General features: G+C 64.1%; 24 protein-coding genes. 16 read left to right on the top strand and 8 right to left on the bottom strand.

Annotated elements, in window-relative coordinates:
• The 5 genes from infB to pnp form a co-directional block, all read left to right on the top strand.
• Positions 1-2,054 (top strand): translation initiation factor IF-2 (gene infB / locus XI04_RS29725; RefSeq protein WP_271623872.1); only part of this gene is annotated, 2,054 nt, incomplete at its 5' end.
• Between the two features lie 154 nt (positions 2,055-2,208).
• Positions 2,209-2,655 carry a 30S ribosome-binding factor RbfA gene (rbfA, locus tag XI04_RS29720; RefSeq protein ID WP_018319415.1) on the top strand — a complete coding sequence of 149 codons (447 nt, stop codon included), beginning with the start codon at positions 2,209-2,211 and terminating at the stop codon, positions 2,653-2,655.
• Positions 2,652-3,773, top strand: coding sequence for a tRNA pseudouridine(55) synthase TruB (truB, locus tag XI04_RS29715; RefSeq protein WP_271611360.1), 1,122 nt, complete (start codon positions 2,652-2,654; stop codon positions 3,771-3,773). Before rbfA ends, truB begins: the two co-directional genes overlap by 4 nt.
• A gap of 2 nt (positions 3,774-3,775) precedes the next feature.
• Positions 3,776-4,045 (top strand): 30S ribosomal protein S15, encoded by a 270-nt coding sequence (gene rpsO, locus XI04_RS29710; protein WP_008131787.1) that lies wholly within the window; start codon positions 3,776-3,778, stop codon positions 4,043-4,045.
• A 375-nt stretch (positions 4,046-4,420) separates the two neighbouring features.
• Positions 4,421-6,577, top strand: a complete 2,157-nt coding sequence (gene pnp / locus XI04_RS29705) for a polyribonucleotide nucleotidyltransferase (protein ID WP_271609478.1) — start codon at positions 4,421-4,423, stop codon at positions 6,575-6,577.
• 110 nt (positions 6,578-6,687) lie between these two features.
• Here the strand turns inward: pnp and katG are convergent, their stop codons facing one another.
• Positions 6,688-8,853 (bottom strand): catalase/peroxidase HPI, encoded by a 2,166-nt coding sequence (gene katG, locus XI04_RS29700; RefSeq protein WP_038949447.1) that lies wholly within the window; start codon positions 8,851-8,853, stop codon positions 6,688-6,690.
• 114 nt (positions 8,854-8,967) lie between these two features.
• Between katG and XI04_RS29695 the strand changes: the two genes are divergently transcribed.
• The 5 genes from XI04_RS29695 (at position 8,968) to XI04_RS29675 (ending at position 12,954) form a co-directional block, all read left to right on the top strand.
• Positions 8,968-9,894: a hydrogen peroxide-inducible genes activator gene (locus XI04_RS29695; protein ID WP_028139503.1), complete on the top strand. Its 927-nt coding sequence runs from the start codon at positions 8,968-8,970 to the stop codon at positions 9,892-9,894.
• A gap of 7 nt (positions 9,895-9,901) precedes the next feature.
• The gene (locus XI04_RS29690; protein WP_028139502.1) at positions 9,902-10,366 is read left to right on the top strand and encodes a GNAT family N-acetyltransferase; all 465 of its coding nucleotides are present in this window, start codon (positions 9,902-9,904) and stop codon (positions 10,364-10,366) included.
• A 91-nt stretch (positions 10,367-10,457) separates the two neighbouring features.
• Entirely contained in the window at positions 10,458-11,291 is an 834-nt protein-coding gene (locus XI04_RS29685) for a hypothetical protein (RefSeq protein ID WP_271623871.1), read from the top strand.
• 69 nt (positions 11,292-11,360) lie between these two features.
• A complete protein-coding gene (locus XI04_RS29680; RefSeq protein ID WP_085967967.1) occupies positions 11,361-12,242 on the top strand; it encodes a hypothetical protein in 882 nt (293 codons plus the stop codon).
• Positions 12,243-12,357: 115 nt separating this feature from the next.
• Complete coding sequence (locus XI04_RS29675) at positions 12,358-12,954, top strand: glutathione S-transferase family protein (RefSeq protein ID WP_271609477.1); 597 nt, start codon at positions 12,358-12,360, stop codon at positions 12,952-12,954.
• 138 nt (positions 12,955-13,092) lie between these two features.
• On the opposite strand, the gene fabI is transcribed toward XI04_RS29675, so the two are convergent.
• From fabI to fabA, 3 genes are all read right to left on the bottom strand, one after another.
• Positions 13,093-13,893, bottom strand: coding sequence for an enoyl-ACP reductase FabI (gene fabI, locus XI04_RS29670; protein WP_028139498.1), 801 nt, complete (start codon positions 13,891-13,893; stop codon positions 13,093-13,095).
• Between the two features lie 126 nt (positions 13,894-14,019).
• Positions 14,020-15,243: a beta-ketoacyl-ACP synthase I gene (gene fabB, locus XI04_RS29665; protein ID WP_038949452.1), complete on the bottom strand. Its 1,224-nt coding sequence runs from the start codon at positions 15,241-15,243 to the stop codon at positions 14,020-14,022.
• A 39-nt stretch (positions 15,244-15,282) separates the two neighbouring features.
• Positions 15,283-15,804 (bottom strand): bifunctional 3-hydroxydecanoyl-ACP dehydratase/trans-2-decenoyl-ACP isomerase, encoded by a 522-nt coding sequence (gene fabA, locus XI04_RS29660; protein ID WP_018323402.1) that lies wholly within the window; start codon positions 15,802-15,804, stop codon positions 15,283-15,285.
• Between the two features lie 353 nt (positions 15,805-16,157).
• Between fabA and irrA the strand changes: the two genes are divergently transcribed.
• Positions 16,158-16,649: an iron response transcriptional regulator IrrA gene (gene irrA / locus XI04_RS29655; protein ID WP_094894280.1), complete on the top strand. Its 492-nt coding sequence runs from the start codon at positions 16,158-16,160 to the stop codon at positions 16,647-16,649.
• Positions 16,650-16,789: 140 nt separating this feature from the next.
• Here irrA and XI04_RS29650 read toward each other — a convergent pair whose 3' ends face one another.
• Positions 16,790-17,320, bottom strand: coding sequence for an SH3 domain-containing protein (locus XI04_RS29650; RefSeq protein ID WP_018323403.1), 531 nt, complete (start codon positions 17,318-17,320; stop codon positions 16,790-16,792).
• A 326-nt stretch (positions 17,321-17,646) separates the two neighbouring features.
• Between XI04_RS29650 and XI04_RS29645 the strand changes: the two genes are divergently transcribed.
• Positions 17,647-18,648 carry a 2-hydroxyacid dehydrogenase gene (locus XI04_RS29645; RefSeq protein ID WP_018323404.1) on the top strand — a complete coding sequence of 334 codons (1,002 nt, stop codon included), beginning with the start codon at positions 17,647-17,649 and terminating at the stop codon, positions 18,646-18,648.
• Positions 18,649-18,664: 16 nt separating this feature from the next.
• Here the strand turns inward: XI04_RS29645 and XI04_RS29640 are convergent, their stop codons facing one another.
• A complete protein-coding gene (locus XI04_RS29640; protein WP_038949454.1) occupies positions 18,665-19,468 on the bottom strand; it encodes a HesA/MoeB/ThiF family protein in 804 nt (267 codons plus the stop codon).
• A 248-nt stretch (positions 19,469-19,716) separates the two neighbouring features.
• On the opposite strand from XI04_RS29640, the gene XI04_RS29635 reads away from it, so the two are divergent.
• Positions 19,717-21,075 carry a peptidoglycan-binding protein gene (locus tag XI04_RS29635; protein WP_271609476.1) on the top strand — a complete coding sequence of 453 codons (1,359 nt, stop codon included), beginning with the start codon at positions 19,717-19,719 and terminating at the stop codon, positions 21,073-21,075.
• 382 nt (positions 21,076-21,457) lie between these two features.
• Positions 21,458-22,201, top strand: coding sequence for a ParA family protein (locus XI04_RS29630; RefSeq protein ID WP_271609475.1), 744 nt, complete (start codon positions 21,458-21,460; stop codon positions 22,199-22,201).
• A 246-nt stretch (positions 22,202-22,447) separates the two neighbouring features.
• On the opposite strand, the gene XI04_RS29625 is transcribed toward XI04_RS29630, so the two are convergent.
• Positions 22,448-23,014, bottom strand: a complete 567-nt coding sequence (locus XI04_RS29625) for a GNAT family N-acetyltransferase (protein ID WP_038970610.1) — start codon at positions 23,012-23,014, stop codon at positions 22,448-22,450.
• A gap of 6 nt (positions 23,015-23,020) precedes the next feature.
• On the bottom strand, positions 23,021-23,920 hold the full coding sequence (gene mutM, locus XI04_RS29620; protein ID WP_038970609.1) for a bifunctional DNA-formamidopyrimidine glycosylase/DNA-(apurinic or apyrimidinic site) lyase: 900 nt from the start codon (positions 23,918-23,920) through the stop codon (positions 23,021-23,023).
• A gap of 82 nt (positions 23,921-24,002) precedes the next feature.
• Here mutM and ubiE point away from each other — a divergent pair, with 82 nt between their 5' ends.
• Both ubiE and ubiB read left to right on the top strand, forming a co-directional pair.
• Positions 24,003-24,764, top strand: a complete 762-nt coding sequence (ubiE, locus tag XI04_RS29615; protein ID WP_212475310.1) for a bifunctional demethylmenaquinone methyltransferase/2-methoxy-6-polyprenyl-1,4-benzoquinol methylase UbiE — start codon at positions 24,003-24,005, stop codon at positions 24,762-24,764.
• Positions 24,761-26,335 carry a 2-polyprenylphenol 6-hydroxylase gene (gene ubiB / locus XI04_RS29610; protein ID WP_271609473.1) on the top strand — a complete coding sequence of 525 codons (1,575 nt, stop codon included), beginning with the start codon at positions 24,761-24,763 and terminating at the stop codon, positions 26,333-26,335. Before ubiE ends, ubiB begins: the two co-directional genes overlap by 4 nt.
• The last annotated feature ends 49 nt before the right edge of the window (positions 26,336-26,384 follow it).

Here is a 26,384-nt window from a genome sequence, read left to right as displayed (position 1 = left end):
CGACCACAGCGAGACCGGCAGGTGGCCCGTTGGGCCGCGCTCCCGCGGTTGCTGCCGGCCCGGACGAGGACGATGGTCCGCGCCAGATCCGCCGCGGCCCCGGCGGCGCCGCGCGTCCCGTAGTAGCCCCCAAGCCCACCCACAAGCCCGGCCCGCAGAAGGAGCGCGGCCGCCTGACGGTCGTGACCGCATTCAATGCCGACGACGTGCGCGAGCGCTCGATCGCCTCGTTCCGCCGCCGCACCCAACGCCTGAAGGGCCATGCCGCGAACGAGCCGAAGGAAAAGCTCATCCGCGAGGTGGTCATTCCGGAAGCGATCACCATCCAGGAGCTCGCCAACCGCATGGCCGAGCGCGCGGTGGAAATCATCCGCATGCTGATGAAGCAGGGCGCGATCCACAAGATCACCGACGTGATCGACGCCGACACTGCGCAGCTCATTGCCGAGGAGCTCGGCCACACCGTCAAGCGCGTTGCTGCGTCCGACGTTGAAGAAGGTCTGTTCGACGCCACCGACGATTCGACCGACACTGAGACCCGCTCGCCCGTGGTGACCGTCATGGGTCACGTCGACCACGGCAAGACCTCGCTGCTCGACGCGCTCCGTCATGCCAACGTCGTCTCCGGCGAAGCCGGCGGCATCACCCAGCATATCGGCGCCTATCAGGTGCTGTCGCCCGAAAGCGGCAAGAAGATCACCTTCATCGACACGCCCGGCCACGCCGCGTTCACCGCGATGCGCGCCCGCGGCGCCAAGGTGACCGACATCGTCGTGCTGGTGGTTGCGGCCGATGACGGCGTCATGCCGCAGACGATCGAAGCCATCAACCACGCCAAGGCGGCGCGGGTGCCGATCATCGTTGCCATCAACAAGATCGACAAGCCCGACGCCAAGCCCGAGCGCGTGCGCACCGAGCTGCTCCAGCACGAGGTGCAGGTGGAATCCTTCGGCGGCGAAGTCGTCGACGTCGAAGTGTCCGCCAAGAACAAGACCAATCTCGACAAGCTGCTCGAGATGATCGCGCTCCAGGCAGATATCCTCGACCTCAAGACCAATTCGGAACGGCCGGCCGAGGGCACCGTGATCGAGGCCAAGCTCGACCGCGGCCGCGGTCCGGTCGCGACCGTACTGGTCCAGCGCGGCACGCTCCGGGTCGGCGACATCATCGTCGCAGGCGCCGAGATGGGCCGCGTCCGCGCGCTGATCTCGGATCAGGGCGAGACCGTGCAGGAAGCCGGTCCGTCGGTGCCGGTCGAAGTGCTCGGCTTCAACGGTCCGCCGGAAGCCGGCGATCGTCTCGCCGTGGTCGAGAACGAAGCCCGCGCCCGCCAGGTCACCAGCTACCGTGCGCACCAGAAGCGCGAGAACGCGGCTGCCTCGATCTCCGGCATGCGCGGCTCGCTCGAGCAGATGATGTCGCAATTGAAGACCGCGGGCCGCAAGGAATTCCCGCTGATCATCAAGGCCGACGTGCAGGGCTCGCTGGAAGCAATCCTCGGCTCGCTGGAGAAGCTCGGTACCGACGAGGTCGCAGCCCGCATCCTGCATGCCGGCGTCGGCGGTATCTCGGAATCCGACGTGACGCTGGCCGAAGGCTTCAACGCCGCGATCATCGGCTTCTCGGTTCGTGCCAACAAGGAGGCCGCTGCGGCCGCCAAGCGCAACGGCATCGAGATCCGCTACTACAACATCATCTACGACCTCGTGGACGACGTGAAGAAGGCGATGAGCGGCTTGCTCGCGCCGACCTTGCGCGAAACCATGCTCGGCAATGCCGCGATCCTGGAGATCTTCAACATCTCCAAGGTCGGCAAGGTCGCCGGCTGCCGCGTCACCGACGGCACCGTGGAACGCGGCGCCAATGTGCGCCTGATCCGCGACAACGTCGTCGTGCACGAAGGCAAGCTGTCGACGCTGAAGCGCTTCAAGGACGAAGTGAAGGAAGTCCAGTCCGGTCAGGAATGCGGCATGGCCTTCGAGAACTACCACGACATGCGTGCCGGTGACGTGATCGAGTGTTACCGCGTAGAGACGATCCAGCGCTCCCTGTAAGTCCAAATCTTACCGAAGCGCCCGGATCTTTTTTGAACTGAAATTGCGGGAGTGCGATGGCCGGATTTTTCCGGCCATCCACCCCTCTTCGTTTCAACAGGACAAATGACAATGCCCGTGTCCCAAACACGGGCATGACGAGGTGATTTTCGAGATGCCACGCCATCATCAGAAAAAAAATTCCGCACCCGGCGGAGGCTCGCAACGTCAGTTGCGCGTCGGCGAGCAGGTTCGCCACGCGATGGCCGATATTCTGGCGCAAGGCAATGTGCATGATGCGGATCTCGAAGGTCACATCATCACCGTGCCGGAGGTGCGGATGTCACCCGACCTGAAGCTCGCGACAGTCTATGTGATGCCGCTCGGTGGCCACGACACCGCGGTCGTCATCGCTGCGCTCGAACGCAACAAGAAGTTTCTGCGCGGCGAGGTCGCGCGGCGCGTTAACCTGAAATTTGCACCTGATCTTCGTTTCCGCGTCGACGAACGATTCGACGAAGCGGAACGGATCGAGAAGCTTTTGCGAACACCTGCAGTTCAGAAGGACCTCGAACAGGATTTGGAACAGGATCCGGAGACGGATCGGGAAGAAGAACGATGACCATGGACCCGGCTCACGACACGATCAGCGGCGAACAGGCCGATCAGCGCGACGTGCAGAAAAATAATTTTGCGGACATCGGCGGCGATTCTCAGCCGCATCAGGAGCCGCGCCGCGTCAACAACGATCCGCGCGCCAATGCCAGGCAGAAGGGCAACCAGGTTCGCCGCGACCGGCGCGACGTCCATGGCTGGGTCGTGCTCGACAAGCCGATCGGCATGACCTCGACGCAGGCGGTTGCGGTGCTCAAGCGCCTGTTCAACGCCAAGCGCGCCGGACACGCCGGCACGCTCGATCCGCTCGCCTCGGGCGGGCTGCCGATCGCGCTCGGGGAAGCCACCAAAACCGTTCCCTTCGTCATGGACGGCCGCAAGCGCTACCAGTTCACGGTGTGCTGGGGCGAGGAGCGCGACACCGACGACATCGAGGGCCGGGTGACCGCGACCTCCGACCAGCGTCCGACCCGCGAGGCCATCCTGGCCCTGTTGCCCCGCTTCACCGGGGTGATCGAGCAGATCCCACCGCGCTATTCCGCGATCAAGGTCCAGGGCGAGCGCGCCTACGACCTCGCCCGCGACGGCGAGGTCGTGGAACTGGCCGCCCGTCCGGTCGAAATTCACCATTTAACCCTTGTGGATCAACCGGATAACGACCGAGCCGTGTTCGAGGCCGAATGCGGCAAGGGCACCTATGTCCGGGCGTTGGCCCGCGATATGGGCCGGATTCTCGGCACTTACGGCCATATCTGCGCGCTCAGGCGGACCCTGGTCGGCCCATTTGGCGAAAACGACATGATTCCGCTGGATCAGCTGGAGGCTTTGTGCGATAGAGCCGCGTCCGGCGAGGGTAGCCTCGCGGACGCGCTTATGCCCGTTGAGACCGCGCTGGACGACATCCCGGCACTGGCCGTCACTCGGGCTGATGCGGCAAGGCTCCATCGGGGCCAGGCCGTTTTGTTGCGCGGACGGGATGCGCCCACTTGTAGCGGCACAGTCTATGTCACGGTGGCAGGCCGTCTTCTCGCGCTTGCTGAAGTCGGCAATGGCGAAATCATCCCCAAGCGTGTGTTCAACCTGACCGGCCTGACTGCCAGCCCCGGTCGCAACGAGAGAAATTGACGATGTCGATTGCCGCAGAACGCAAAGCGGAAGTCATCAAGACGAATGCCAACAAGGCCGGCGACACCGGCTCGCCCGAGGTTCAGGTCGCGATCCTGTCGGAACGCATCAACAACCTCACCAACCATTTCAAGACCCACGTGAAGGACAACCATTCGCGTCGCGGCCTCTTGAAGCTGGTCTCGACCCGCCGCTCGCTGCTCGACTACCTCAAGAAGCGGGACGAGGCGCGTTACAAGGCGCTGCTCGAGAAGCACAACATTCGTCGCTAAGAGTTCTTGCGCGCGCCAACGGCGCGCGTTTTCGCACGTGGTTTCGAACGAAAGCGCTTATTTTAAGCTTTTTGATCGAGGTTGCGTGCACGTCGGATGCGGGCCGTTGACGGCCAGCATCCGGGCATGATGAGCGAAGATCGCAATTCGGTGTTCGCATTCGTGCCGACTGACAGTCCAGCAGCAATCCGGCGGCTGGGCACAACGGGCAAGGCGCCCGTATGACCCGAAAGGATGGACGCCATCCGAAATCCAAAAACCATGGCAGGATCGCAGGACGCTGATCACCCGCTTCGATCAGCGCCCCGCAATCTTGCGCATGGTTTTTGTTTTTCGAGCCGTCCTTCTTTCGAGAACCCATGAAAGAAGACATCTATGTTCAATAAGCATTCGGTCGAGATCGACTGGGGTGGACGCACTCTCAAGCTGGAAACCGGCAAGATCGCCCGCCAGGCCGATGGCGCCGTCGTCGCCACCTATGGCGAGACCGTGGTTCTCGCCACCGTCGTCGCCGCGAAGTCGCCGCGCGAAGGCGTCGATTTCCTGCCGCTGACCGTCGATTACCAGGAAAAGACCTACGCCGCGGGCCGCATTCCCGGCGGCTATTTCAAGCGCGAAGGCCGTCCGACCGAGAAGGAGACGCTGGTCTCCCGCCTGATCGACCGTCCGATCCGTCCGCTGTTCGTCGACGGCTGGCGCAACGAGACCCAGGTGATCGTCACCGTACTCTCCCACGACATGGAGAACGACCCTGACATCGTCGCGCTGGTGGCGTCGTCCGCTGCGCTGACCCTGTCGGGCGCTCCCTTCAAGGGCCCGATCGGCGCGGCACGCGTCGGCTTCGCCAATGACGAGTTCATCCTCAACCCGACGCTCGACGAGATGGTCGACACCCAGCTCGACCTGGTCGTCGCCGGCACCGCCGACGCCGTGCTGATGGTCGAATCGGAAGCCAAGGAACTGAACGAAGACATCATGCTCGGCGCCGTGATGTTCGGTCACCGCCACTTCCAGCCGGTGATCAACGCGATCATCGAGCTGGCCGAGAAGGCCGCCAAGGAGCCGCGCGAAGTCACCGTGATCGACAATTCGGCGCTCGAGAAGGAAATGCTCGGCCTCGTCGAGCAGGAACTGCGCGCCGCCTACGCCATTCCGGTCAAGCAGGATCGCTACGCCGCGGTCGGCAAGGTCAAGGAAAAGGTGATTGCCCACTACTTCCCCGAAGGGCAGGAGCCGAAATACGACAAGCTGCGCATCGGCGGCGTGTTCAAGGAGCTCGAAGCCAAGATCGTTCGCTGGAACATCCTCGACACCGGCAAGCGCATCGACGGTCGTGACAGCAAGACCGTGCGCAACATCATCGCAGAAGTCGGCGTGCTGCCCCGCGCCCACGGCTCGGCACTGTTCACCCGCGGCGAAACCCAGGCGCTGGTCGTGACCACGCTCGGCACCGGCGAGGACGAGCAATACATCGACGCGCTGTCGGGAACGTACAAAGAGACGTTCCTGCTGCACTACAACTTCCCTCCCTACTCGGTCGGTGAGACCGGTCGCCTCGGTGGCACCAAGCGCCGCGAGATCGGCCACGGCAAGCTCGCCTGGCGCGCGATCCACCCGGTGCTGCCGCCGCATCACGAATTCCCCTACACCACGCGCGTGGTGTCGGAGATCACCGAATCGAACGGCTCGTCCTCGATGGCTTCGGTCTGCGGCGCTTCGCTCGCGCTGATGGATGCCGGCGTGCCGTTGAAGCGGCCGACTGCGGGTATCGCGATGGGTCTGATCCTCGAAGACAAGCGCTTCGCGGTTCTCTCGGACATCCTCGGCGACGAGGACCATCTCGGCGACATGGACTTCAAGGTCGCCGGGACCGAGCAAGGTATCACCTCGCTTCAGATGGACATCAAGATCGAGGGCATCACCGAGGAGATCATGAAGGTCGCGCTCGGTCAGGCCAAGGATGGTCGTATCCACATCCTCGGCGAAATGTCCAAGGCGCTGACCAACGCCCGCGCCGAGCTCGGCGAATACGCGCCGCGCATCGAGACCTTCAAGATCGCCACCGACAAGATCCGCGAAGTGATCGGCACCGGCGGCAAGGTGATCCGCGAGATCGTCGAGAAGACCGGCGCCAAGGTCAACATCGAGGACGACGGCACCGTGAAGGTTGCGTCCAGCGATGGCGAGGCCATGAAGGCCGCGATCAAGTGGATCAAGTCGATCGCCTCCGATCCGGAAGTCGGCCAGATCTATGACGGCACCGTCGTCAAGGTGATGGAGTTCGGCGCCTTCGTGAACTTCTTCGGCTCCAAGGACGGTCTCGTCCACATCAGCCAGCTCGCATCGTCGCGCGTGCAGAAGACCTCCGACGTCGTCAAGGAAGGCGACAAGGTCAAGGTCAAGCTGCTCGGCTTCGACGACCGCGGCAAGACCCGCCTGTCGATGAAGGTCGTCGACCAGACCACCGGCGAAGACCTCGAAGGCAAGCTCGGCGACGGCGAGAAGGCCCCGCGCGAAGCGGCCGGCGAGTAAGCGCTCGGCAACATCAGAAACACGAAGGGCGGCCGAAAGGCCGCCCTTTTTGTTTGTGTCCGCCCCGGGGTGACTTGCACCTCTCCCGCAAGCAGGAGAGGTGCAGCGACTTACGCCGCGATGTCGTACCGGTCGAGGTTCATCACCTTGGTCCAGGCCTTGGCGAAGTCCTTCACGAACTTCTCCTTGGCGTCCGAGGTGGCATAGACCTCGGCGTAGGCGCGGAGCTGCGAGTGCGCGCCGAAGATCAGATCGACGCGCGTGCCGGTCCACTTGACGGCGTTGGTCTTGCGGTCGCGCCCCTCGTAGGTGCCGTCGGCCGCCGGCGTCCATTGCGTGCTCATGTCGAGCAGGTTGACGAAGAAGTCGTTGGTCAGCGTTCCCACCTTGGAGGTGAAGACGCCGTTCTTCGAATTGCCCGCGTTGGCACCGAGCACGCGCAGGCCGCCGAGGAGCGCCGTCATCTCGGGCCCGGTTAGCCGCAGAAGCTGCGCGCGGTCGACGAGCGCCTCTTCCTGCTGCATGAACTGATGCCGCTTGCCGATGAAGTTGCGGAAGCCATCGGCCCGCGGCTCCAGCGGAGCGAAGGACTCCGCATCGGTCTGCTCCTGCGAGGCGTCCATCCGGCCCGGCGTGAAGCCGACCTTGACGTCGACGCCGGCATCCTTGGCGGCCTTCTCGACCGCGGCAGAACCGCCGAGCACGATGAGGTCCGCGAGCGAGACCTTCTTCGCGCCTGAAGACGCGTTGAAGTCCTTCTGGATCGCTTCGAGCTTGCCCAGAACCTTGGAGAGCTGAGCCGGCTGGTTCACCTCCCAATCCTTCTGCGGGGCAAGACGGATGCGCGCGCCGTTGGCGCCGCCGCGCTTGTCGGAGCCGCGGAACGTCGAGGCGGACGCCCAGGCGGTCGAGACCAGCTCGGAGACCGACAGACCCGAGGCCAGGATCTTGCTCTTCAGCGCCGCGATGTCCTGCTCGCTGGCCAGCTCGTGATTCACGGCCGGAATCGGATCCTGCCAGATCAGCGTCTCCTTCGGCACCAGCGGGCCGAGATAACGCTGAATCGGACCCATGTCGCGATGGGTGAGCTTGAACCAGGCGCGGGCAAAGGCGTCCGCGAACTGAGCCGGGTTCTCCAGGAAGCGACGCGAGATCTTCTCGTAGGCCGGGTCGAAACGCAGCGAGAGGTCGGTGGTCAGCATGGTCGGCCGATGCTTCTTCGACTTGTCGAAGGCATCGGGAATGATCGCGTCGGCGCCCTTGGCGGTCCACTGGTTCGCACCGCCCGGGCTCTTCGTAAGCTCCCATTCGTAGTTGAACAGGTTCTCGAAGAAGTTGTTGCTCCACTTGGTCGGCGTCGCCGTCCAGGTCACTTCGAGACCGCTGGTGATGGAATCACCGGCGAGGCCCGAAGCGTGCTTGCTCTTCCAGCCGAGGCCTTGATCCTCGAGCGCGCCCGCTTCCGGCTCCGGACCGACCAGCGACGGATCGCCGGCGCCGTGTGTCTTGCCGAAGGAGTGGCCGCCGGCGATCAGCGCGACGGTCTCTTCGTCGTTCATCGCCATGCGGGCGAAGGTCTCGCGGATGTCCTTGGCCGCGGCAACCGGGTCCGGCTTGCCGTTCGGGCCTTCCGGATTGACGTAGATGAGGCCCATCTGCACCGCGCCGAGCGGCTCGGCGAGCTGGCGTTCGCCGCTGTAGCGCTCATCACCCAGCCACGTGCCTTCGGGACCCCAGTAGAGCTCTTCCGGCTCCCAGACGTCGGCGCGGCCGCCGGCGAAGCCGAAGGTCTTGAAGCCCATCGATTCCAGCGCGACGTTGCCGGCGAGAACCATCAGGTCGGCCCAGGAGAGCTTGCGGCCGTATTTCTGCTTGATCGGCCACAGCAGCCGGCGCGCCTTGTCGAGGTTGGCGTTGTCGGGCCAGCTGTTGAGTGGTGCGAAACGCTGCTGGCCGGCTCCGGCGCCGCCACGGCCATCGGTGATGCGGTAGGTGCCCGCGCTGTGCCAGGCCATACGGATCATGAGACCGCCATAGTGACCGAAGTCGGCGGGCCACCACTCCTGCGAGTCCGTCATCAGCGCGGTCAGGTCCTTGACGACCGCGTTAAGGTCGAGCGTCTTGAATTCCTTGGCATAGTCGAATTCGTCGCCCATCGGATCGGACAGGCCGGAATTCTTGTGCAGCATCTCGATGCTGAGCTGAGTTGGCCACCAATCGCGGTTCGCTGGCACGCGTTTTCCACCCGAAAACGGGCACTTCGAAGTGTCGTCCATGAATACCTCCTCTGGTGGCGTCGAACTCGCGCCCTTGACCAGGTAGAACCACTCTAAGCGTCGCGTCCTATCAGGTAAAGTTGACTTTAATGATCGCTGCGATAGGATTTTCTGATGATAAACCTGACGCTGCGCCAGCTCCGGTATTTCGACGCCCTGGCGCGTCACGGCCATTTCGGCCGCGCGGCTGAGTCCTGCTCCATCTCGCAACCGGCCTTGTCGATGCAGATCAAGGAGTTGGAGGAGACGCTCGGCGGCCTGCTGCTGGAGCGCAGCGCCCGGCAGGTGGCGCTGACCCGGTTCGGCGAGGAGCTCGCGCAACGCGTTCGCGACATTTTGCGCTCGGTCGATGAGCTCGGCGATTTCGCCCGCGCCTCGCAGGATCGCTTCGCCGGTCGCCTGCGCATCGGCATGATCCCGACGATCGCGCCGTATCTGCTGCCCACCATCACCAAGAATCTCACGCGCATGCATCCGGAGCTCGACATCCGCGTGCGCGAGACCATGACGCCGCGATTGATCCAGGAGCTGGTGGAAGGGCGGCTCGACACCGCCATCGTGGCCCTGCCGGTGTCCGAGCCTTCGCTCACCGAGGTCGCACTGTTCGAGGAGAAATTCCTGCTGGTCCGGCCGAGCGCGGATGAGGGGACCCCGGCGCCGTCGCGCGAGATGATGCGCGAGATGCGGCTGTTGCTGCTCGAAGAGGGACACTGCTTCCGCGATCAGGCGCTGTCGTTTTGCAACATGCAGTCGGCGCCGCCGCGCGAGATGCTGGATGCCAATTCGCTGTCGACGCTGGTCCAGATGGTCAGCGCCGGCATCGGGGTCACGCTGATCCCGGAGATGGCCGTGCCGGTGGAGACGCGATCGGCGTCGGTCTCGCTCGCGCGCTTCCTCGATCCGCAGCCATCCCGCACCATCGGCATGGTCTGGCGCAAGACCAGCCCGTTGGCGCGGCAGCTGCTGCAAATCTCCGAAGTGGTGTGCCTGTCGGCCGGCAAGGTGCGCGCACGCCCGCCTGTGCGCAGCCAGCGGGCCTGAGGCTCCGATGTCGCATCCGATCATCCGCCTCGCCCGCGCCGACGAATACGACGAGGTCGGCCGCGTCTGGATGGAGAGCTGGGTCTCGACCGGCCTCGGCGAGGCCAGCGACTTTCTGCTCGCCAATCTCCGCGCGCGCATCCGACGCGAGATCGAGAACGGATGGAGCCTGTTCGTCGCCGATGATCGCGGCACGATCGCCGCCATGCTGGCGCTGCATGTGCCAAAACTCTATCTCGACATGCTGTTCGTCGGACCCGCCTATCAGGGGCAATCGCTCGGGCGAAAGCTGCTCGCCTTCACGCGCACGCAAATGCCCGACGAGATGCACCTGCGCTGCGTGCGCGAGAACGAAAAAGCCTGGCGCTGGTACGAGCGCGAAGGTTTTGTGTTCGAGAAGGAAGAGATCGAGCCAGCGAACGGGTTCATGATGAAATATTACCGGTGGAAGCGGCAGCGACCAACCGGATAGACCACGACCTCCGGGTGCAGCTTGCGGTTGTCACCGTCCTAATCTAGGGTGGCGTGATCGATATTCTCCCGCTGCTGATGCCCTGGAATCCATGATTCGATTTGCTGCTTCCGCGATCGTTTTGCTGTCTTCTCTAGCTCTGGCAGCAGCTCAAACTCCTCCTGCAACCACCGCGCCACCCACGCCTCCCTCAAAGCCGACCGTCAAGAAAGCGGCGACGAAGCCGAAAGCTGCGGCAGTCAAACCAGCCGAGCAGATGAACAGCGGTCCGTGCCGTCTCGGCGTAATCTCGGTAATCGGCGAGCATTACTCCGTACAGAAGTTCGGCGTGACAATCTTCGAGGCGGAAGCAAAGGAGGCCCCGATCGACTGGGGCCTCGATGATCTCGTTTTCGCGCGCGTGCGGGCGGCAACGAACAACGATTCCTCGATACGCAGGATCGCTTATCCCAAGGGCGCCTTCGATCCCTTCTATCATGCGAAGGCGATCTTCATCCCGGACCCCAAAGAGACTCTGCCGGTGATCGTGAAGGGGTTCACCGCGAATGCGAATTGCGATCGCTATCTCGTCGCAACCACTTTCAAGACGAAGCTGCCGAACTCAAACATGACGCTGAACGGGATCGGCACCTACAACCAGGGGCTCGGCAGCTTGATTCGGCACTCACACCTTTTCGCCAATGTTGCGATCACGCTGATTGACGGCCGCAGCTACGAACAGATCAAGCGCCCCCTTACGGATATCGGCGCGAATCTCGCCACAAGCATGCGTCTGTTTGAAGACCCGATCACGAAGCTCGACAATTCACTGTTCCCAGATCCGCCCGAGACAGCTTCGACCAACGCGGCGTTGCGCGAGAGAACGCGTGCGCTCGTCGTAGAAAGGCTCGACCGGAACCTCCCCGGCTATCTAAAGGAAGAGTAAGCGCCTTTGTCGACACGACGCGCCAAAGGATCAAGTTTGGCTGCGCCTGCGAACACAGTCGCATTCAGCATGATCGCCCGGCTGCTCGTCATTACGCTCATCCTGTGGTGTTTTTCAACTCAGGCGCCGGCACAAGCCCAATGGGAGACGGCACAACCAACCGTCAAACAAGCCAATGGCAAGCTGACCACGCGGCGTGAAGCGACGGGCAAGCCCGCTCCCGTGGCCGGCGGCTCGTGCGACTTCGGTGTCGTCATCACCACCGGCGATGAGTTCACCGTGCAGACGACCGGCCTGACCATATTTCAGAACAAGAAGACGGTGGTCCCGATCCCAGGCTGGGGACTGAGCGATCTGATCTTCGCGCGGACTCGCGCCGCGATCCCTGCCGGCGCGTCCGTTCTGAGAATCACCTACAATCCGGCGAAATTTCCTCCCCACGATGAGTCAAAGGACACGTTGAAAGATAGGTTGGTCCGCGATCCCAACGCGGAGCTGGCCGGATACATGCGCGAGGCCGTGAAAGGAACGAATTGCCGGCACTACATCCAGATCCTCAATGCAATCAGTCCGATCGGGTCATCAAGCTATACGGTCCGCGGCTTCGGCATCCTCAACCAGGATGTGGTGCTCGGGCGTCGCATCTTTCTCCACGCCCTGGCGTTTATCCGTATCTTTGACGGGCGCGCCTTTGCCATCGTCAGACAGAGCTCTGCACTGATCAACCTGGATCATTCGCTGGCGGTGCAGAGGTTTTTGGGCAAGCTCGTCGGCGGCCCTTATCGCGAGTTGCCCGCAGAATCGTTTCCAACGCGCCCTGAAGATGCCGCCGACAACCCCGCACTGCGCGACGGCGTGCGCGCCATGCTGGCGGAAAGCCTCGACAAGACGTTGCCGCTTTTGCTTGGACGTCGACCAGCAGCACGCCAAAGCGACACTGAACAACGTTGACCCACATGTCGTTTACGCTGGTTGGCATCGACCCAGGCGTAGTGCGTTGCGGATACGCGGCAAACGCGGCATGAATTGCACGCTGCTGGCCTTCCGCCGATGAAAGGTTCCCGCCATGATCAAGCTCTATTGGTCGCCCCGCTCGCGCTCGTTCACGACGCTCTGGCTGATGGAAGAGAGCGGCCTGCCCTATGAGCGCGTGCTGACCGACATCTCGACCGGCGCGCAAAAGGCGCCGGATTTCCTCAAGGTCAATCCGATGGGGAAAGTGCCGGCGCTCAGCGACGGCGATGCAGCCCTTGGCGAGGCCGCGGCCATTTGCGCCTACATCGCCGACCGCTACCCCGAGACGAAGCTCGCACCCGCCGTGACCGACCCGCGCCGCGCGCGCTATCTGCAATGGCTGTTCTTCTCCCCGGGCTGCATCGAACCTGCCATCATCCAGATCTTCACCAAGATCGAGATCCCGACCTCGACCGCGGCCTGGGGCAGCGCGACGCAGGTGTTCGACGTTCTGGAAGCTGCGCTCGCCGAGGGGCCGTGGATTCTCGGCGAGGAGTTTTCGGCCGCCGACGTCACGATCGGCTCGGGCCTGAATTTCGCGCTGCGCCTGTTCAAGATGGTGCCGTCGCGCCCTGCCTTCGACGCCTATCTCGCGCGCTGCATGGCACGTCCCGCGTTCCAGCGCGCGGAGAAGATCGCCGCGGGTTAGACGAACTCTCGTAGGGTGGGCAAAGCGTAGCGTGCCCACGTCATGTATCTATTGCGATCACGCAGAGATGGTGGGCACGTCGCTTGCGCTCCTTTGCCCACCCTACGGCGTCGTCATATCAGGCTACTCGCGGACGCCTCAGTCGGGCGTCTTCAAATCGTCAGGCCTCGGCATCAGGACGATGTTGTAGCCGGAATCGACATAGTGGATCTCGCCGGTCACGCCGCCGGAGAGATCCGACAGCAGATACAGCGCCGAGCCGCCGAGCTCGTCGAGCGTGACGCCGCGGCGAAGCGGCGAATGCTTCTGCATGAAGGCGAACATCGCGCGCGCCTCGCCGATGCCGGAGCCGGCGAGCGTCCGGATGGGGCCCGCCGAGATCGCGTTGACGCGGATGCCGCGCGGTCCGAAATCGGAGGCGAGATAGCGCACGGAGGCTTCCAGCGCCGCCTTGGCCACGCCCATCACGTTGTAGTTCGGCATCGCGCGCTCGGAGGCGCCGAAGGTCAGCGTGATCATGCTGCCGCCCTCCGTCATCAGTTCGGCGGCGCGCTTCGCCACTTCCGTGAACGAGAAGCACGAGATCACCATGGTGCGTGAAAAGTTCTCGCGGCTGGTGTCGGCGTAGCGGCCCTTCAGCTCGTTCTTGTCGGCAAAGCCGATGGCGTGGATGACGAAATCGAGCTTGCCCCATTTTTCACGGAGCACATCGAAGGTCGCATCGACGCTGGCGATGTCCTCGACGTCGCACGGCAGCACCAGATCGACGCCGAGCTGCTCCGCCAGCGGCTTGACGCGCTTGCCGAGGGCCTCGCCCTGGAAGGTGAAGGCAAGCTCGGCGCCGTGGGCATGCAGCGTCTTCGCCATGCCCCAGGCGATCGAATGATCATTGGCGATGCCCATGATCAAACCGCGCTTACCTTTCATCAGACCTTCCATCTCGCGATTACCTTCCGCTTAGGTCATGCTCGGGCTTCCACGCCCTTCCAAACCTAGTCCCAATACGTGGATGGCCGGGACAAGCCCGGCCATGACGAGAAAATCAACAGTACGCCAACAACGACGTCACGCATCCAACCGGCTGAACACCAGCGTGGCGTTGGTGCCGCCGAAGCCGAAGGAGTTCGACAGCACGGTGCCGATCTTGACGTTGTCGATGCGCTTGCGCACGATCGGCATGTCGGCGAAGACAGGGTCGAGCTCCTGGATATGCGCGCTCTCGCAGATGAAGCCGTTATTCATCATCAGCAGCGAGTAGATCGCCTCCTGCACGCCGGTGGCGCCCAGCGAGTGGCCGGTCAGCGCCTTGGTCGCCGAGATCGGCGGGCACTTCTCTCCACTTCCGAACACGCGGCGGAGCGCGTCGATCTCCGGCGGATCGCCGGCCGGGGTCGAGGTCGCGTGCGGATTGATGTAGTCGACCTTGGTCTTCACCGTCGACATCGCCATGCGCATGCAGCGCTCGGCGCCTTCGCCTGAAGGTGCGACCATATCGTAGCCGTCCGAGGTCGCGCCGTAGCCGACGATCTCGCCGTAGATGCGGGCGCCGCGCGCCTTGGCATGTTCGAGCTCTTCCAGCACCAGCACGCCGGCGCCGCCGGCGATGACGAAGCCGTCGCGGTTGACGTCGTAGGGACGCGAGGCCGTGGCCGGCGTGTCATTGTATTTCGAGGACATCGCGCCCATGGCGTCGAACAGCACGGAGAGCGACCAGTCCAGTTCCTCGCAGCCGCCGGCGAAGATGACGTCCTGCTTGCCGATCTGGATCGTCTCATAGGCGTTGCCGACGCAATGGTTCGACGTCGCGCAGGCCGAGGAGATCGAATAGTTCACGCCCTTGATCTTGAACCAGGTCGCAAGCGTCGCGGAGGCCGTGGACGACATCGCCTTCGGCACTGCGAAAGGTCCGACGCGCTTCGGTCCCTTGGTGCGGGTGATGTCCGCGGATTCGACGATGGTACGGGCGGACGGGCCGCCGGAGCCCATGATGATGCCGGTGCGAATGTTGGAGACTTCGTCAGGCGACAGACCGGAGTCCTGGATCGCCTGCTCCATCGCGACGTGATTCCACGCCGCGCCCTGGCCGAGGAAACGCATCGCGCGGCGGTCGACCACCGTCGCAGGATCGAGCGTCGGCGCGCCCTGTACCTGCGAACGGAAGCCGAGCTCGGCATATTTCTCAGCCCGCGAAATGCCCGACTTCGCCTCGTGAAGGCTCGCAAGCACTTCCTGGGTGTTGTTTCCGATCGACGAGACGATGCCCATCCCGGTGACCACAACCCGCCTCATGACAGCCTCGCCTCAATCGTTGTTGTCTTGGTGATGCGCTCAGCCCAGGCTCGTGCCCTGCTTGAACAGGCCGACCTTCAAGTCCTTGGCGCGATAAATAATCTGGTCATCGACCGAAAGCCACCCGTCGGCGATACCGAGCACCAGCTTTGAACGCATCACGCGTTTGATATCGACGTTGTACACAACCTTGCGCGCCTCGGGCAGCACCTGGCCGCTGAACTTCAGCTCGTTCAGGCCAAGCGCGCGACCACGACCTTCGCCCCCGGTCCAGCCCAGGTAAAAGCCGACCATTTGCCACAGCGCGTCGAGGCCGAGGCAGCCGGGCATCACCGGATCGTTCTTGAAGTGGCAGCCGAAGAACCAGAGGTCGGGCTTCACGTCGAGTTCGGCGCGCACCAGCCCCTTGCCGAACTCGCCGCCATTGTCGTTGATGTCAGTGATGCGGTCGAACATCAGCATCGGCGGCAACGGCAGCTGGGCATTGCCCGGGCCGAACATCTCGCCGCGGCCACAGGCCAGCAGATCTTCATATTCGTAACCGTTGCGCCTGTTCAGCATGCACGAGCCTCTGTTTGAATTCCGATTGAGCGGCGCTTTTTGGCGAAAATGGGCCCCGTCTCGGTCGGAGAGCAACGCCAATTGCCACTGTCAGGCGCTGCGCCCGCATGCCCCGGATGGACTGCGGACCGGGCTTCGATGCCCGGCTGCGCCAAAATCGGCTAAGCGGAACCGCGCGCTCTCTAACACAGGCTATTTCGGGTAGCAAAGCGCATCCACGAAGGTAAAATGACGCGATCCCGCTCCGGTTCCAAGCCTGATTAGAACCCCTCTAGTTGCGAGAAACTTGCATCTGCATCTTTCTGTTCTTATATTGCTGAGAGATATTGTTCACGCGTGCCCGAAATCTGGAAATGAACGAGAATACCGCGCCCCATCACGACGACGACGTCCATGCCGCGGCCCTCTTGTCCGGCCGCCAGCCGGCTCTGACGGGCTGCCCCTGGCACGACGTCAATGAAATGCTCCAGTCCGCCGGGCTCCGTCCGACGCGCCAGCGCATGGCACTGGGCTGGCTGTTGTTCGGCAAAGGTGCGCGTCATTTGACGGCTGAAATGCTGTACGAGGAAGCCACGCTGGCCAAGGTTCCGGTGTCGCTGGCGACCGTGTACAACACGCTGAACCAGCTCACCGATGCCGGCCTGCTCCGCCAAGTCAGCGTCGACGGCACCAAGACCTATTTCGACACCAACGTCACCACCCACCATCACTACTACCTCGAGAACAGCCATGAGCTGGTCGACATCGAGGATCCGCATCTGGCGCTGTCCAAGATGCCGGAGGTGCCGGAGGGTTACGAGATCGCGCGCATCGACATGGTCGTGCGCCTGCGCAAGAAGCGCTGAACCTCACAACTCTATTGTCGTCCCGGCGAACGCCGGGACCCATACCGCGTGATCCCTCAATGAGGCACGCTGGCTGACGCCTTCCAAAACAATTTAACCTGTGGTTATGGGTCCCGGCATTCGCCGGGACGACGGCAGCGTCAATTCACCTGCTCGTCCGAATACACGCCCCAGAGGCGCTCCTGCTGGATCCAGCCGTCAAAACCGTTGCCGGTGACGCGGCACCAGTTTGCAGCGCACTTCTTTACCTGCGTGACGACGCCGGCCTGGAGTCTTGCTGCAACCGCGCTGTCGAGGTCGGCGCGATCGTAGATCGGGGCGAGGTCGTCCTTGTGCTTCATGGTGACGACCGCGGTGCGGCGGCCCGACAGCAACGAGTGATAGACCCAGCCCTCGGCGCCTTCGGAATCGCGCACCCGGCGCCAATTCTCGAACTCGGCGGTGATTTCCACCGGCAGGCCCGAACGGGTGTAGACCCAGGCCACGTCATTGTCCTTGGTCGGGCCGGCGCGGACGTTCACATGATCCGATTTGAGGCTGACATAGCGCGGCACCGGCAGGCCGCTGGCGGTCTGGGGCGTCGTATCCTTGGCCGAATGCGAGGGGCCGACCGAAGCGCTCAACCAGGTGCAAACGAGCGCCATCACCGAACAAAAACGCCCCAACGCCATCAACCCGTCTCCTGTCGAAGACCCGGCCCGAGCCGGGTCCTCACCCCAAATTCCAAAACCTGCCGCGCAACCCCCTGACCCGCCCCACGCGGGTGTTCCCAAGCCTTGACCCGTGGTTCTTGTCTTGGCCCGGCCTTCTGCTAGAGAGGACGGGCACTTGAACAACCAGTTTGCCCCGATTTTTCCGGCCGGAAATATCGGGAGAGCTTGAAGGAAACGCCGGGGACGGACACGGCAAGGGCAGTGTCGAACAACCGGGTTAATGAGACCTCAACGACCGGCCTTTGGCGACAGAGGCGGCTTGCGACGCCTCATGAGAGCAGGACATGTCGGTGAAGAAAAAGCCCCTCGTCGTGGTGACGCGCAAGCTGCCGGATTCGATCGAGACGCGGATGCGCGAATTGTTCGACGCGCGGATCAATCTCGAGGACACGCCGATGTCCGCCGACCAGATCGCGGAAGCCGCACGCACCGCCGACGTGCTGGTTCCGACCGTCACCGACCATATCAGCGCCGACATCATCAACCAGCCCGACTGCAAGCTGCGGCTGATCGCCAATTTCGGCAACGGCGTCGATAATATCGACGTCGAGGCCGCGCATGCTCGCGGCATCACCGTCACCAACACGCCGAAGGTCCTGACCGAGGACACCGCCGACATGACCATGGCGTTGATCCTCGCCGTGCCCAGGCGGATGATCGAAGGCGCCTCGATCCTGACCGAAGGAAAACCCTGGCCGGGCTGGTCGCCGACCTGGATGCTCGGCCACCGCATCGGCGGCAAGCGGCTCGGCATCATCGGCATGGGCCGCATCGGCCAGGCGGTGGCGCGCCGCGCCCGCGCCTTCGGCCTGCAGATCCACTATCACAACCGCCGTCCCGTCGCGCCGAAGATCGCCGAGGAGTTAGGGGCGACCTATTGGGAAAGCCTCGACCAGATGCTGGCGCGGATGGACATCATCTCGGTGAACTGTCCGCACACGCCGGCGACCTATCATTTGCTCTCGGCGCGGCGGCTGAAGCTGATCCGCAAGGACGCCTACATCGTCAACACCGCGCGCGGCGAGGTGACCGACGAGGACACGCTGATCAAGCTGATCGAAGGCGGCGAGATCGGGGGCGCCGGGCTCGACGTCTACGAGCACGAGCCCGCGGTCAACCCGAAGCTGGTGCGGCTTGCCAAGGCCGGCAAGGTGACGCTGTTGCCGCATATGGGCTCGGCCACGATCGAAGGCCGCGTCGAGATGGGCGAGAAGGTGATCATCAACATCCGCACCTTCCTCGACGCCCACAAGCCGCCGGATCGCGTGCTGCCGAGCATGCTCTGAGGTTTCACTGCCACCTCTACTCGCGGTGGATGCTCAAATCGTCGAACACCGGCCCGTCGCCATTGAGCGGGTTGGCCGGATCGCGCTCGTAGCGCAGCGTCTCGAAGCGCATCGCGCGCGCATCGATCATCAGGAGGCGGCCGACCAGGCCGTCGCCGAAACCGACGATCTCGCGGATCGCCTCCATCGCCATCATCGATCCCAGCACGCCCGCCAGCGCACCCATGACGCCGGCTTCCGCGCAGGCCGGAACGGTACCCGGCGGCGGCGCCTCCGGAAACAGGCAGCGATAGGTCGGATTGAATTCGCCCTGCTCGTTGGTCTCGTGCGCGCGGATGGTGGTGAGCGAGCCGTCGAAGGTGCCGAGCGCCGCCGTGATCAGCGGCCGCTTCGCGAAGAAGCAGGCGTCCGAGACCAGATAGCGCGTCGAGAAATTATCGGAGCCGTCGAGCACGAGGTCGTAGTCGCCGATCAGGCTGAGCGCATTGTCGGCATTCAGCCAGGTGGCGTGGCCGACGAAACGAACATGCGGATTGAGCGCCGCAATCCGCTCGGCCGCGCTCTCGACCTTGTGCCGGCCGATATCGGGCGTGGTGTGGATCACCTGGCGCTGCAGGTTGGACAGCGACACCACGTCGTCATCGACCACGCCGAGTGTGCCGATACCGGCGGCGGCCAGATACATCAGCGCCGGCGCGCCGAGCCCGCCGGCACCGACCACCAGCGCGGAGGCCCGCTTCAGCGCGGCCTGGCCCGGGCCGCCGACGTCGCGCAGCACGATATGACGGGCATAGCGTTCGAGTTCGTCCGGGCTCAGCATCGTCGTACGCCTCTCCTACCAAGCCGTCGCTTTCACTCCTCATGGTGAGGAGGCGCAAAGCGCCGTCTCGAACCATGCAGGCCCCGATCTCGCCGCGGCCATCCTTCGAGACGCGGCCTTGAGGCCGCTCCTCAGGATGAGGACCTGAGTACGCGGCTCGACCTTAGGCCTGAACCACCGCTACATTGTTCGCGACCAACGAGATGTGCTTGAATGACATTGCGTTCAATGGGCTGGCTGGATTTGTCATGAGATCGATGCTTGCGGCAACACTGATGTTTGCGTCTGCCACAGGCGCGAACGCCCAGATGACGACGCCGCAGATCCCCGGTACCAAGCCGAAGCCGGTCCAGATCGTGCCGATCCGGCCACCCGCAATGCAGACGCCGTCGGCGACGGCGGATGCGATGGCGCAGGGGGAGCGGCTGTCGCTGCAATCCGACCTCGCCTGGGTCGGCCAATACAACGGCGCCATCACCGGCGACGCCAGCGCGCGGCTGGTCACCGCCATCAAGGAATACCAGAAGGCCAAGGGCGGCAAGCCGACCGGCGTGCTCAATCCGCTGGAGCGCGCCGCGCTGGCCGAGACGGCGCGAAAGAAGCAGGACGGCGTCGGCTGGAAGATCGTGACGGAGCCGACCAGCGGCGCCCGGCTCGGCATCCCCTCGAAACTGGTGCCGCAGCAGGCGAGCGACGCCAACGGCTCGAAATGGACCTCGCCGACTGGAACCGTGCAGGTGCTGCTCAGCCGCCGCAAGGAGGCGAACCCGACCACGGCAAAACTCGCGGAGCTTGAGAAGGAGCCGTCCGGGCGCAAGGTCGATTACACCGTGGTGAAGCCGGATTTCTTCGTGCTGTCGGGTTTGCAGGGCCTGAAGAAATTTTACGTCCGCGGCACCTTTAGAGGCGACGAGGTCCGCACCATGACAATCCTCTACGACCAGGCGACCGAGAACACGGTCGAGCCGGTCGTGATCGCGATGTCGAGCGCGTTCAATGCATTTCCGCCAGGCCCGCAGGCCGGGCCGCCGCCCCGCAAGACCGTCGAGTACGGCACCGGCCTCGTCGTCAGCGACGACGGCGCGATCGTCACCGACCGGCTCGTCACCGACAACTGTCTTGCCATCACGATCGCCGGCTATGGCAGCGCCGATCGCCTCGCCGAGGACAAGGAGCGCGGTCTCGCACTCCTGCATATCTACGGCGCGCGCGGCCTGAAGCCGTTCAGCCTCGCTGGCGGCGCGGCAAGGACGAACGTGGATGTCGTCGGCATCGCCGATCCGCAGAGCCAGGGTGGCGCGGCCGGCGTGTCGAGCATCAAGGCCGCGCTGGCGCCGGTCCCGAGCAGCGATTCCGTGCTGTCCCCACCGCCGGCGGTCGGGGTATCCGGGGGTCCGGCGATCGATGGCGACGGCAAGTTCGCCGGCATTGCGCTGTTGAAGCCGGCGATGGTCGCGGGGCCCGCGACATCGGTGCCGGCGTCACAGGCGGTGATGGTGTCCGCGGAAACGGTGCGCGATTTCCTGAAGGCGAACGAGGTCACAGCGAACGGCACCTCGACGGATGCAAAAGCTGCCGTCGTGCGCGTGATCTGCGTCCGGAAGTAGGTCTAACGCCAACTCTCGTGTCCCGGACGCGGTGCGGCGCGTAGTGCCGCGCCGCTGAGCCGGGACCCATGCTTCCTCAAATTCCGTGCAAGTGGCTTTCTGGGCCCCGGCTCAGCAGCGCATCACTAGCGTGCTGCGCTTTGTCCGGGGCACGAGCTCAACCGAGCCGCGAGCATCATCACACGTACGACTACTGGTCCAGTAATGGTACGGATTAGCTGGCCATCCCTCTTCCGCCATCATCGTTGCTGCTGATTCGGACCTCCGCGATCCCCCTTTGGATCGGGCCGGCACGTCCTGAGCTAGAAGGCTCAGCATCGAGATCGATGCACGTTCGCGTGGCGTATTCCTGACCCAAGCATTCCAAAGGATTGATCTTCAAATGCACACGATCGTACTGGCCACCCAAAAGGGTGGCAGCGGCAAGAGCACGCTCGCCATCGGCCTCGCGCTCGCGGCCAAGCAGGCCGGCTTCACCGTCCGCCTGATCGAGACCGACCCGCAGGGCACCCTGTCGAACTGGCAGCGCCGCCGCACCGCCGATGATCTCGTCGTCGACCCGATCTATCACGCAGCCGACATCGAGCCGCGCCTGAAGATGCTGGCTGACCGCGGCCTGCAGCTTGCGATCGTCGACACCGCCGCCGGCCTCAGCGCCGCGACCACCGCTGCAATCCGCCATTCCGATCTCTGCCTGATCCCGGCCCGCCCGAGCGTCGCCGACATCGAGGCGACCGTCTCGACGCTCAGCGTCGCACGCGCCTGGAAGCGGCCCTACAGCTTCGTGTTGAACCAGACGCCGATCCGCGGCCAGCGCATCGACAACGCCGCCAACACCCTCGCCGAGGAAGCGGCGCTCGATCTTTCTGACGTGCTCGCGCGCCCGCTGATCGTGATGCGCAACGATCACCAGGACTCGCTCGCGAACGGCCTTGCGGTGAGCGAATTCGCGCCGAACGGAAAGTCGGCGGACGAGATCCGCGGCCTCTGGCGCTGGATCGAAACCCGGCTCGAGCTAAGTGCCACGACCAATGTCCAGATCGACCAGGTGATATCGGCTGCGTGCGGCATGCTGCATGTCGCTGCCGAGCTTTCGGCGGACGAGACTACGACACTGGCGTCCTGACCGGGGCGGTCGCTCAGACGGCAGCCGGCCCTCACCATCCCGAAGGGCTCCAGCGACGAAGCAATCCGGCCACCAGCCCGGCCGGATTGCTTCGCTCCGCGTTGTTTGCCCCCCATCCATCCGTCACGCCCCGGGCAAAAGCGCGAAGCGCGGCTTCGCGCAGGTGTCCCGGGCATCCACGTCTTGGCAACAGGGAAGAAGAACGCAGATGGCCGGGACAAGCCCGACCATGACGCTGGGCATGCATTAGCCTTCAATCGCAGATCTGTTGCCCAACCAGGCCTCCCGCCGCACGATCCATTTCTCGGACTTCGATTGCCCGTCGTGATGGGCGAGCTCGATGAAGCCGACGAATTCCGCGCCGGTCTTCTGCTTGACCCGACGCGAGGCTTCGTTGGTCGCGGCGTTGCAGACGTAGAAATGATCGAGGCCGAGCGTGAGGAAGGCAAAATCGTTCACCGCGGCGATGGCTTCCGTCATCAGTCCGCGCCGCCAGTAAGGCTCCGCCAGCCAGAAGCCGCGATTGCCTTTCGGGCCTTCGGCACGGGGCCGCAGATGAATGTTTCCAATCGCCTCGCCGTCACCCTCCTTGAGCACCAGAACCCAGAGATGGATGTCGTCGCCGGCTGAGATCTTGTCGAACTGCATCCTGACAAACGTCTCCGCTCCGTCGGCGGGATACGGCCACGGCACGACCATCGAGAGATGCCGGATGATGTTCCAATTGTCGAAATGGCGCTGGATCGCCGGCACGTCTGACAGCGCCAGCGGACGCAGGATCAGCCGTTCGGTTTCAAGCTGCGGCGTCGGCATGGATTTCTACTTCTGACACTTCTGACACCAGAAGGTGGACCGGCCATTCTGCGTAAACCGCTTGACCGTGCCACCGCACCCCGGCGTCGTGCATTTCTCGCCTTCGCGGTCGTAGACCTTGAACGAGTGCTGGAAATAGCCGAGCTCGCCCGAGGTCTGGCGATGGTCGCGCAAGGACGAGCCGCCGGCCTTGATGGCGTCGTTCAGCACGGTGTGGATCGCACTTACCAATCGCTTCGCATGATCGGTCGGCTCGCCGCCGCCAACGCCCTTGCGACCCTTGGTCGCGAGCGTCGCCGCGATCCGGCGCGGCGACAGATGCGAGCGATGCAGGGCTTCGCAGACATAGATGTTGCCGAGCCCCGCCACCACGCGCTGGTCGAGCAGCGCGGCCTTCAGGCTGGTGGCCTTGCCTTCGCAGGACCGCGCCAGCATCGCGGCGTCGAATTCGTTGCCGAGCGGCTCGGGGCCGAGGCCGCGCAGCAGCGGCTCCTCGTCGAGTGCGTTACGCGCGATCACTTTCATGTAACCGAAACGGCGCGGGTCGTTGAAGACGATGTCGGCGCCGGAAGACATCCGAAACAGCACGTGGTCGTGCGTGGAGTCCTTACCCCTAGGATAGTGAAACTCGCCGGGAGCTGCCTCGTTGTCCGGCTTGATGACGCGGAACGAGCCCGACATGCCCAGATGCATCAGGAGCACATCGCCGGAGGCGAGATCGGCCATGAGATATTTTGCACGGCGGCCGAGCCCCGTGACGACCTGCCCCTGAAGCCGGGCCACGAAGTCCGGCTGGAACGGAAAGCGCAGGTCCGGCCGGCGGGCCTCCGCCACCAGGATTTTCGCACCCTCCATCACGGGCTGAAGGCCGCGGCGGACGGTCTCGACTTCGGGCAATTCAGGCATGGTTCAGGCATTCACCTTATGAGGGCGGTGTGATAGCGCCATTGCGGCGGGCGCGCTATGGTTCGCCCAGTGGAGCAGAGTAATGGATCGGCCGGGCGAAACCACGCATTTTGGCTTCAGGGACGTCCCCCTCGGGGACAAGCAGACGCTGGTGAACGATGTGTTTCACAGCGTGGCGTCGCGCTATGATTTGATGAACGATTTGATGTCCGGTGGCCTGCACCGGGTCTGGAAGGACATCATGATCACCGCGCTCGACCCGCCCCGGAGCGACCGGCCGTTCGCCTTGCTCGACGTCGCCGGCGGCACCGGTGACATCTCGTTCCGCGCCGCAAAGGCCGCGGGCCCCGGCTTCCATGCCACCGTCTGCGACATCAACACCGACATGCTGGCGGTGGGCCGCGAGCGCGCCGCGAAGCGCCATCTCGAAACCCGGGTCGATTTCGTCGAAGGCAATGCCGAAGCGCTCGTCTTCGCCGACCGCAGCTTCGACGCATATACGATCGCTTTCGGCATTCGCAACGTGCCCCGGATCGATCTGGCGCTGCGCGAGGCCTATCGCGTGCTGAAGCCCGGCAGCCGCTTTCTGTGCCTGGAATTCTCCACCGTCGAGATGCCCGGGCTCGATCGGATCTACGACCTGTTCTCGTTCAAGGTGATCCCGCCGCTCGGCCGCATGATCACGGGCGACGCCGAGTCCTACCAATATCTCGTCGAGTCCATCCGCAAGTTTCCAAAACCCAACGCCTTCGCCGACATGATCCGCGACGCCGGCTTCGCCCGCGTCAGCTGGCAGACCCTGTCCGGCGGCATCGTCGCACTGCATTCGGGCTGGCGTTTGTGATCTCTGCCTTCACCCACATTGCGCGCCTGATCCGCGCCGCGTTCGTGTTTGCGCGCGAGGGCGTGTTCGGCTCGGTCGATCCGAGCCTGGTGCCGCCGCCGGGACAGCTCGCTCTGAAGCTGGCGCGCCTCGTCGAACGGCGTGGCGTCAAGCACGGCCCGCGGATATCGCGCGCGCTGACGCGGATGGGCCCCGCCTATCTCAAGCTCGGACAATTCCTGGCCACACGCCCCGACATCGTCGGCGTCATCATGGCGCGCGACCTCGAAAGTCTCCAGGACCGCCTGCCGCCGTTTCCGCAGGACGAAGCCGAAGCCGCGATCGCGACCTCGCTGGAGCGGCCGCTGAAGGACGTGTTTGTGAGCTTCGGCCCTCCCGTCGCGGCGGCCTCGATCGCGCAGGTGCATCGCGGCGAGGTCTTGCACGCCGGCATCCGCAAGTCGGTCGCGGTCAAGGTGCTCAGGCCCAACGTGGCCTCACGCTTCCGCCGCGACCTCTCCGATTTCTTCTTCGTCGCAAACAAAGCCGAGACCTACTCGGCCGAAGCGCGGCGGCTGCGGCTCATCGAGGTCATCAACACCATGTCGCGCTCGGTCGCCATGGAGATGGATCTGCGGCTGGAAGCTGCGGCGCTGTCAGAGATGGCGGAGAACACGCAGGGCGATCCTGATTTCCGCGTGCCGTCCGTGGACTGGGACCGCACCACGCACAACGTGCTGACGATGGAGTGGATCGACGGCATCGCGCTGAACGATCACAAGCGTCTGGCAGAATCGCAGGTCGACCTGCCCGATCTCGGCCGCAAGGTGATCCAGAGCTTCCTGCGGCACGCGCTGCGCGACGGCTTCTTCCACGCCGACATGCATCCGGGCAATCTGTTCCTCGATGACGCGGGACGACTCGTCGCAGTCGATTTCGGCATCATGGGCCGGCTCGGCATGAAGGAGCGGCGTTTTCTCGCGGAAATCCTGCTCGGCTTCATCACTCGCGATTATCGCCGCGTCGCCGAGGTGCATTTCGAGGCGGGCTACGTGCCCGCGCATCACTCGGTCGAGAACTTTGCGCAGGCGATCCGCGCCATCGGCGAGCCGATCCACAACCGCACGGCGGAAGAGATCTCGATGGCGCGGCTCTTGACGCTGCTGCTCGAGGTCACCGGCCTGTTCGACATGACGACGCGGCCCGAGCTGATCCTGCTGCAGAAGACCATGGTGGTGGTCGAGGGCGTGGCGCGCGGCTTCGATCCCAAGCTCGACATCTGGAAGATCGCCGACCCCGTGGTGCGCGAATGGATCGAGCGCAATCTCGGACCCATAGGCCGGGTGCAGGGTGCCCTCGCCGGGACCGGAGACATCGCGCGCGTGCTGATGCGCCTGCCGGAGATCGCCGAGCGGTCGGTGAAGGTGCTGGAGCAGCTCGAGACCATGACGCGGGAGGGCATCAGGCTGTCGCCGGAGAGCATCGCCGCGATGGGTCGCAGCGAGGGCCGCAAGAACCGCTGGCGCACCGTCGCGCTCTGGATCATCGCCGCGACCTTCATCGGGATCCTGATCGCCGTCCGGAATCTGTGATTGCCAAAAGTTTGATTGCATTGCAATCACACGATTGATAGCATCGCTA

The organism is Bradyrhizobium sp. CCBAU 11430 (genome assembly GCF_028128855.1).
Classification (GTDB): Bacteria; Pseudomonadota; Alphaproteobacteria; order Rhizobiales; family Xanthobacteraceae; genus Bradyrhizobium; species Bradyrhizobium ottawaense.
Note: the sequence above shows the minus strand (reverse complement) of the source record. Positions and strands in the feature narration are given on the sequence as shown.

Coding starts and splice junctions, on each gene's coding strand:
- XI04_RS29650 (WP_018323403.1), bottom strand. CDS start 17,320: ATGGCGTTGGGGCGTTTTTGTTCGGTGATGGCGCTCGTTTGCACCTGG.
- XI04_RS29630 (WP_271609475.1), top strand. CDS start 21,458: ATGCACACGATCGTACTGGCCACCCAAAAGGGTGGCAGCGGCAAGAGC.
- truB (WP_271611360.1), top strand. CDS start 2,652: ATGACCATGGACCCGGCTCACGACACGATCAGCGGCGAACAGGCCGAT.
- fabB (WP_038949452.1), bottom strand. CDS start 15,243: ATGAGGCGGGTTGTGGTCACCGGGATGGGCATCGTCTCGTCGATCGGA.
- XI04_RS29640 (WP_038949454.1), bottom strand. CDS start 19,468: ATGCTGAGCCCGGACGAACTCGAACGCTATGCCCGTCATATCGTGCTG.
- XI04_RS29645 (WP_018323404.1), top strand. CDS start 17,647: ATGTCGGTGAAGAAAAAGCCCCTCGTCGTGGTGACGCGCAAGCTGCCG.
- XI04_RS29635 (WP_271609476.1), top strand. CDS start 19,717: ATGAGATCGATGCTTGCGGCAACACTGATGTTTGCGTCTGCCACAGGC.
- XI04_RS29675 (WP_271609477.1), top strand. CDS start 12,358: ATGATCAAGCTCTATTGGTCGCCCCGCTCGCGCTCGTTCACGACGCTC.
- rbfA (WP_018319415.1), top strand. CDS start 2,209: ATGCCACGCCATCATCAGAAAAAAAATTCCGCACCCGGCGGAGGCTCG.
- katG (WP_038949447.1), bottom strand. CDS start 8,853: ATGGACGACACTTCGAAGTGCCCGTTTTCGGGTGGAAAACGCGTGCCA.
- XI04_RS29695 (WP_028139503.1), top strand. CDS start 8,968: ATGATAAACCTGACGCTGCGCCAGCTCCGGTATTTCGACGCCCTGGCG.
- rpsO (WP_008131787.1), top strand. CDS start 3,776: ATGTCGATTGCCGCAGAACGCAAAGCGGAAGTCATCAAGACGAATGCC.
- irrA (WP_094894280.1), top strand. CDS start 16,158: ATGAACGAGAATACCGCGCCCCATCACGACGACGACGTCCATGCCGCG.
- mutM (WP_038970609.1), bottom strand. CDS start 23,920: ATGCCTGAATTGCCCGAAGTCGAGACCGTCCGCCGCGGCCTTCAGCCC.
- ubiE (WP_212475310.1), top strand. CDS start 24,003: ATGGATCGGCCGGGCGAAACCACGCATTTTGGCTTCAGGGACGTCCCC.
- XI04_RS29685 (WP_271623871.1), top strand. CDS start 10,458: ATGATTCGATTTGCTGCTTCCGCGATCGTTTTGCTGTCTTCTCTAGCT.
- XI04_RS29680 (WP_085967967.1), top strand. CDS start 11,361: ATGATCGCCCGGCTGCTCGTCATTACGCTCATCCTGTGGTGTTTTTCA.
- XI04_RS29690 (WP_028139502.1), top strand. CDS start 9,902: ATGTCGCATCCGATCATCCGCCTCGCCCGCGCCGACGAATACGACGAG.
- fabA (WP_018323402.1), bottom strand. CDS start 15,804: ATGCTGAACAGGCGCAACGGTTACGAATATGAAGATCTGCTGGCCTGT.
- pnp (WP_271609478.1), top strand. CDS start 4,421: ATGTTCAATAAGCATTCGGTCGAGATCGACTGGGGTGGACGCACTCTC.
- XI04_RS29625 (WP_038970610.1), bottom strand. CDS start 23,014: ATGCCGACGCCGCAGCTTGAAACCGAACGGCTGATCCTGCGTCCGCTG.
- fabI (WP_028139498.1), bottom strand. CDS start 13,893: ATGGAAGGTCTGATGAAAGGTAAGCGCGGTTTGATCATGGGCATCGCC.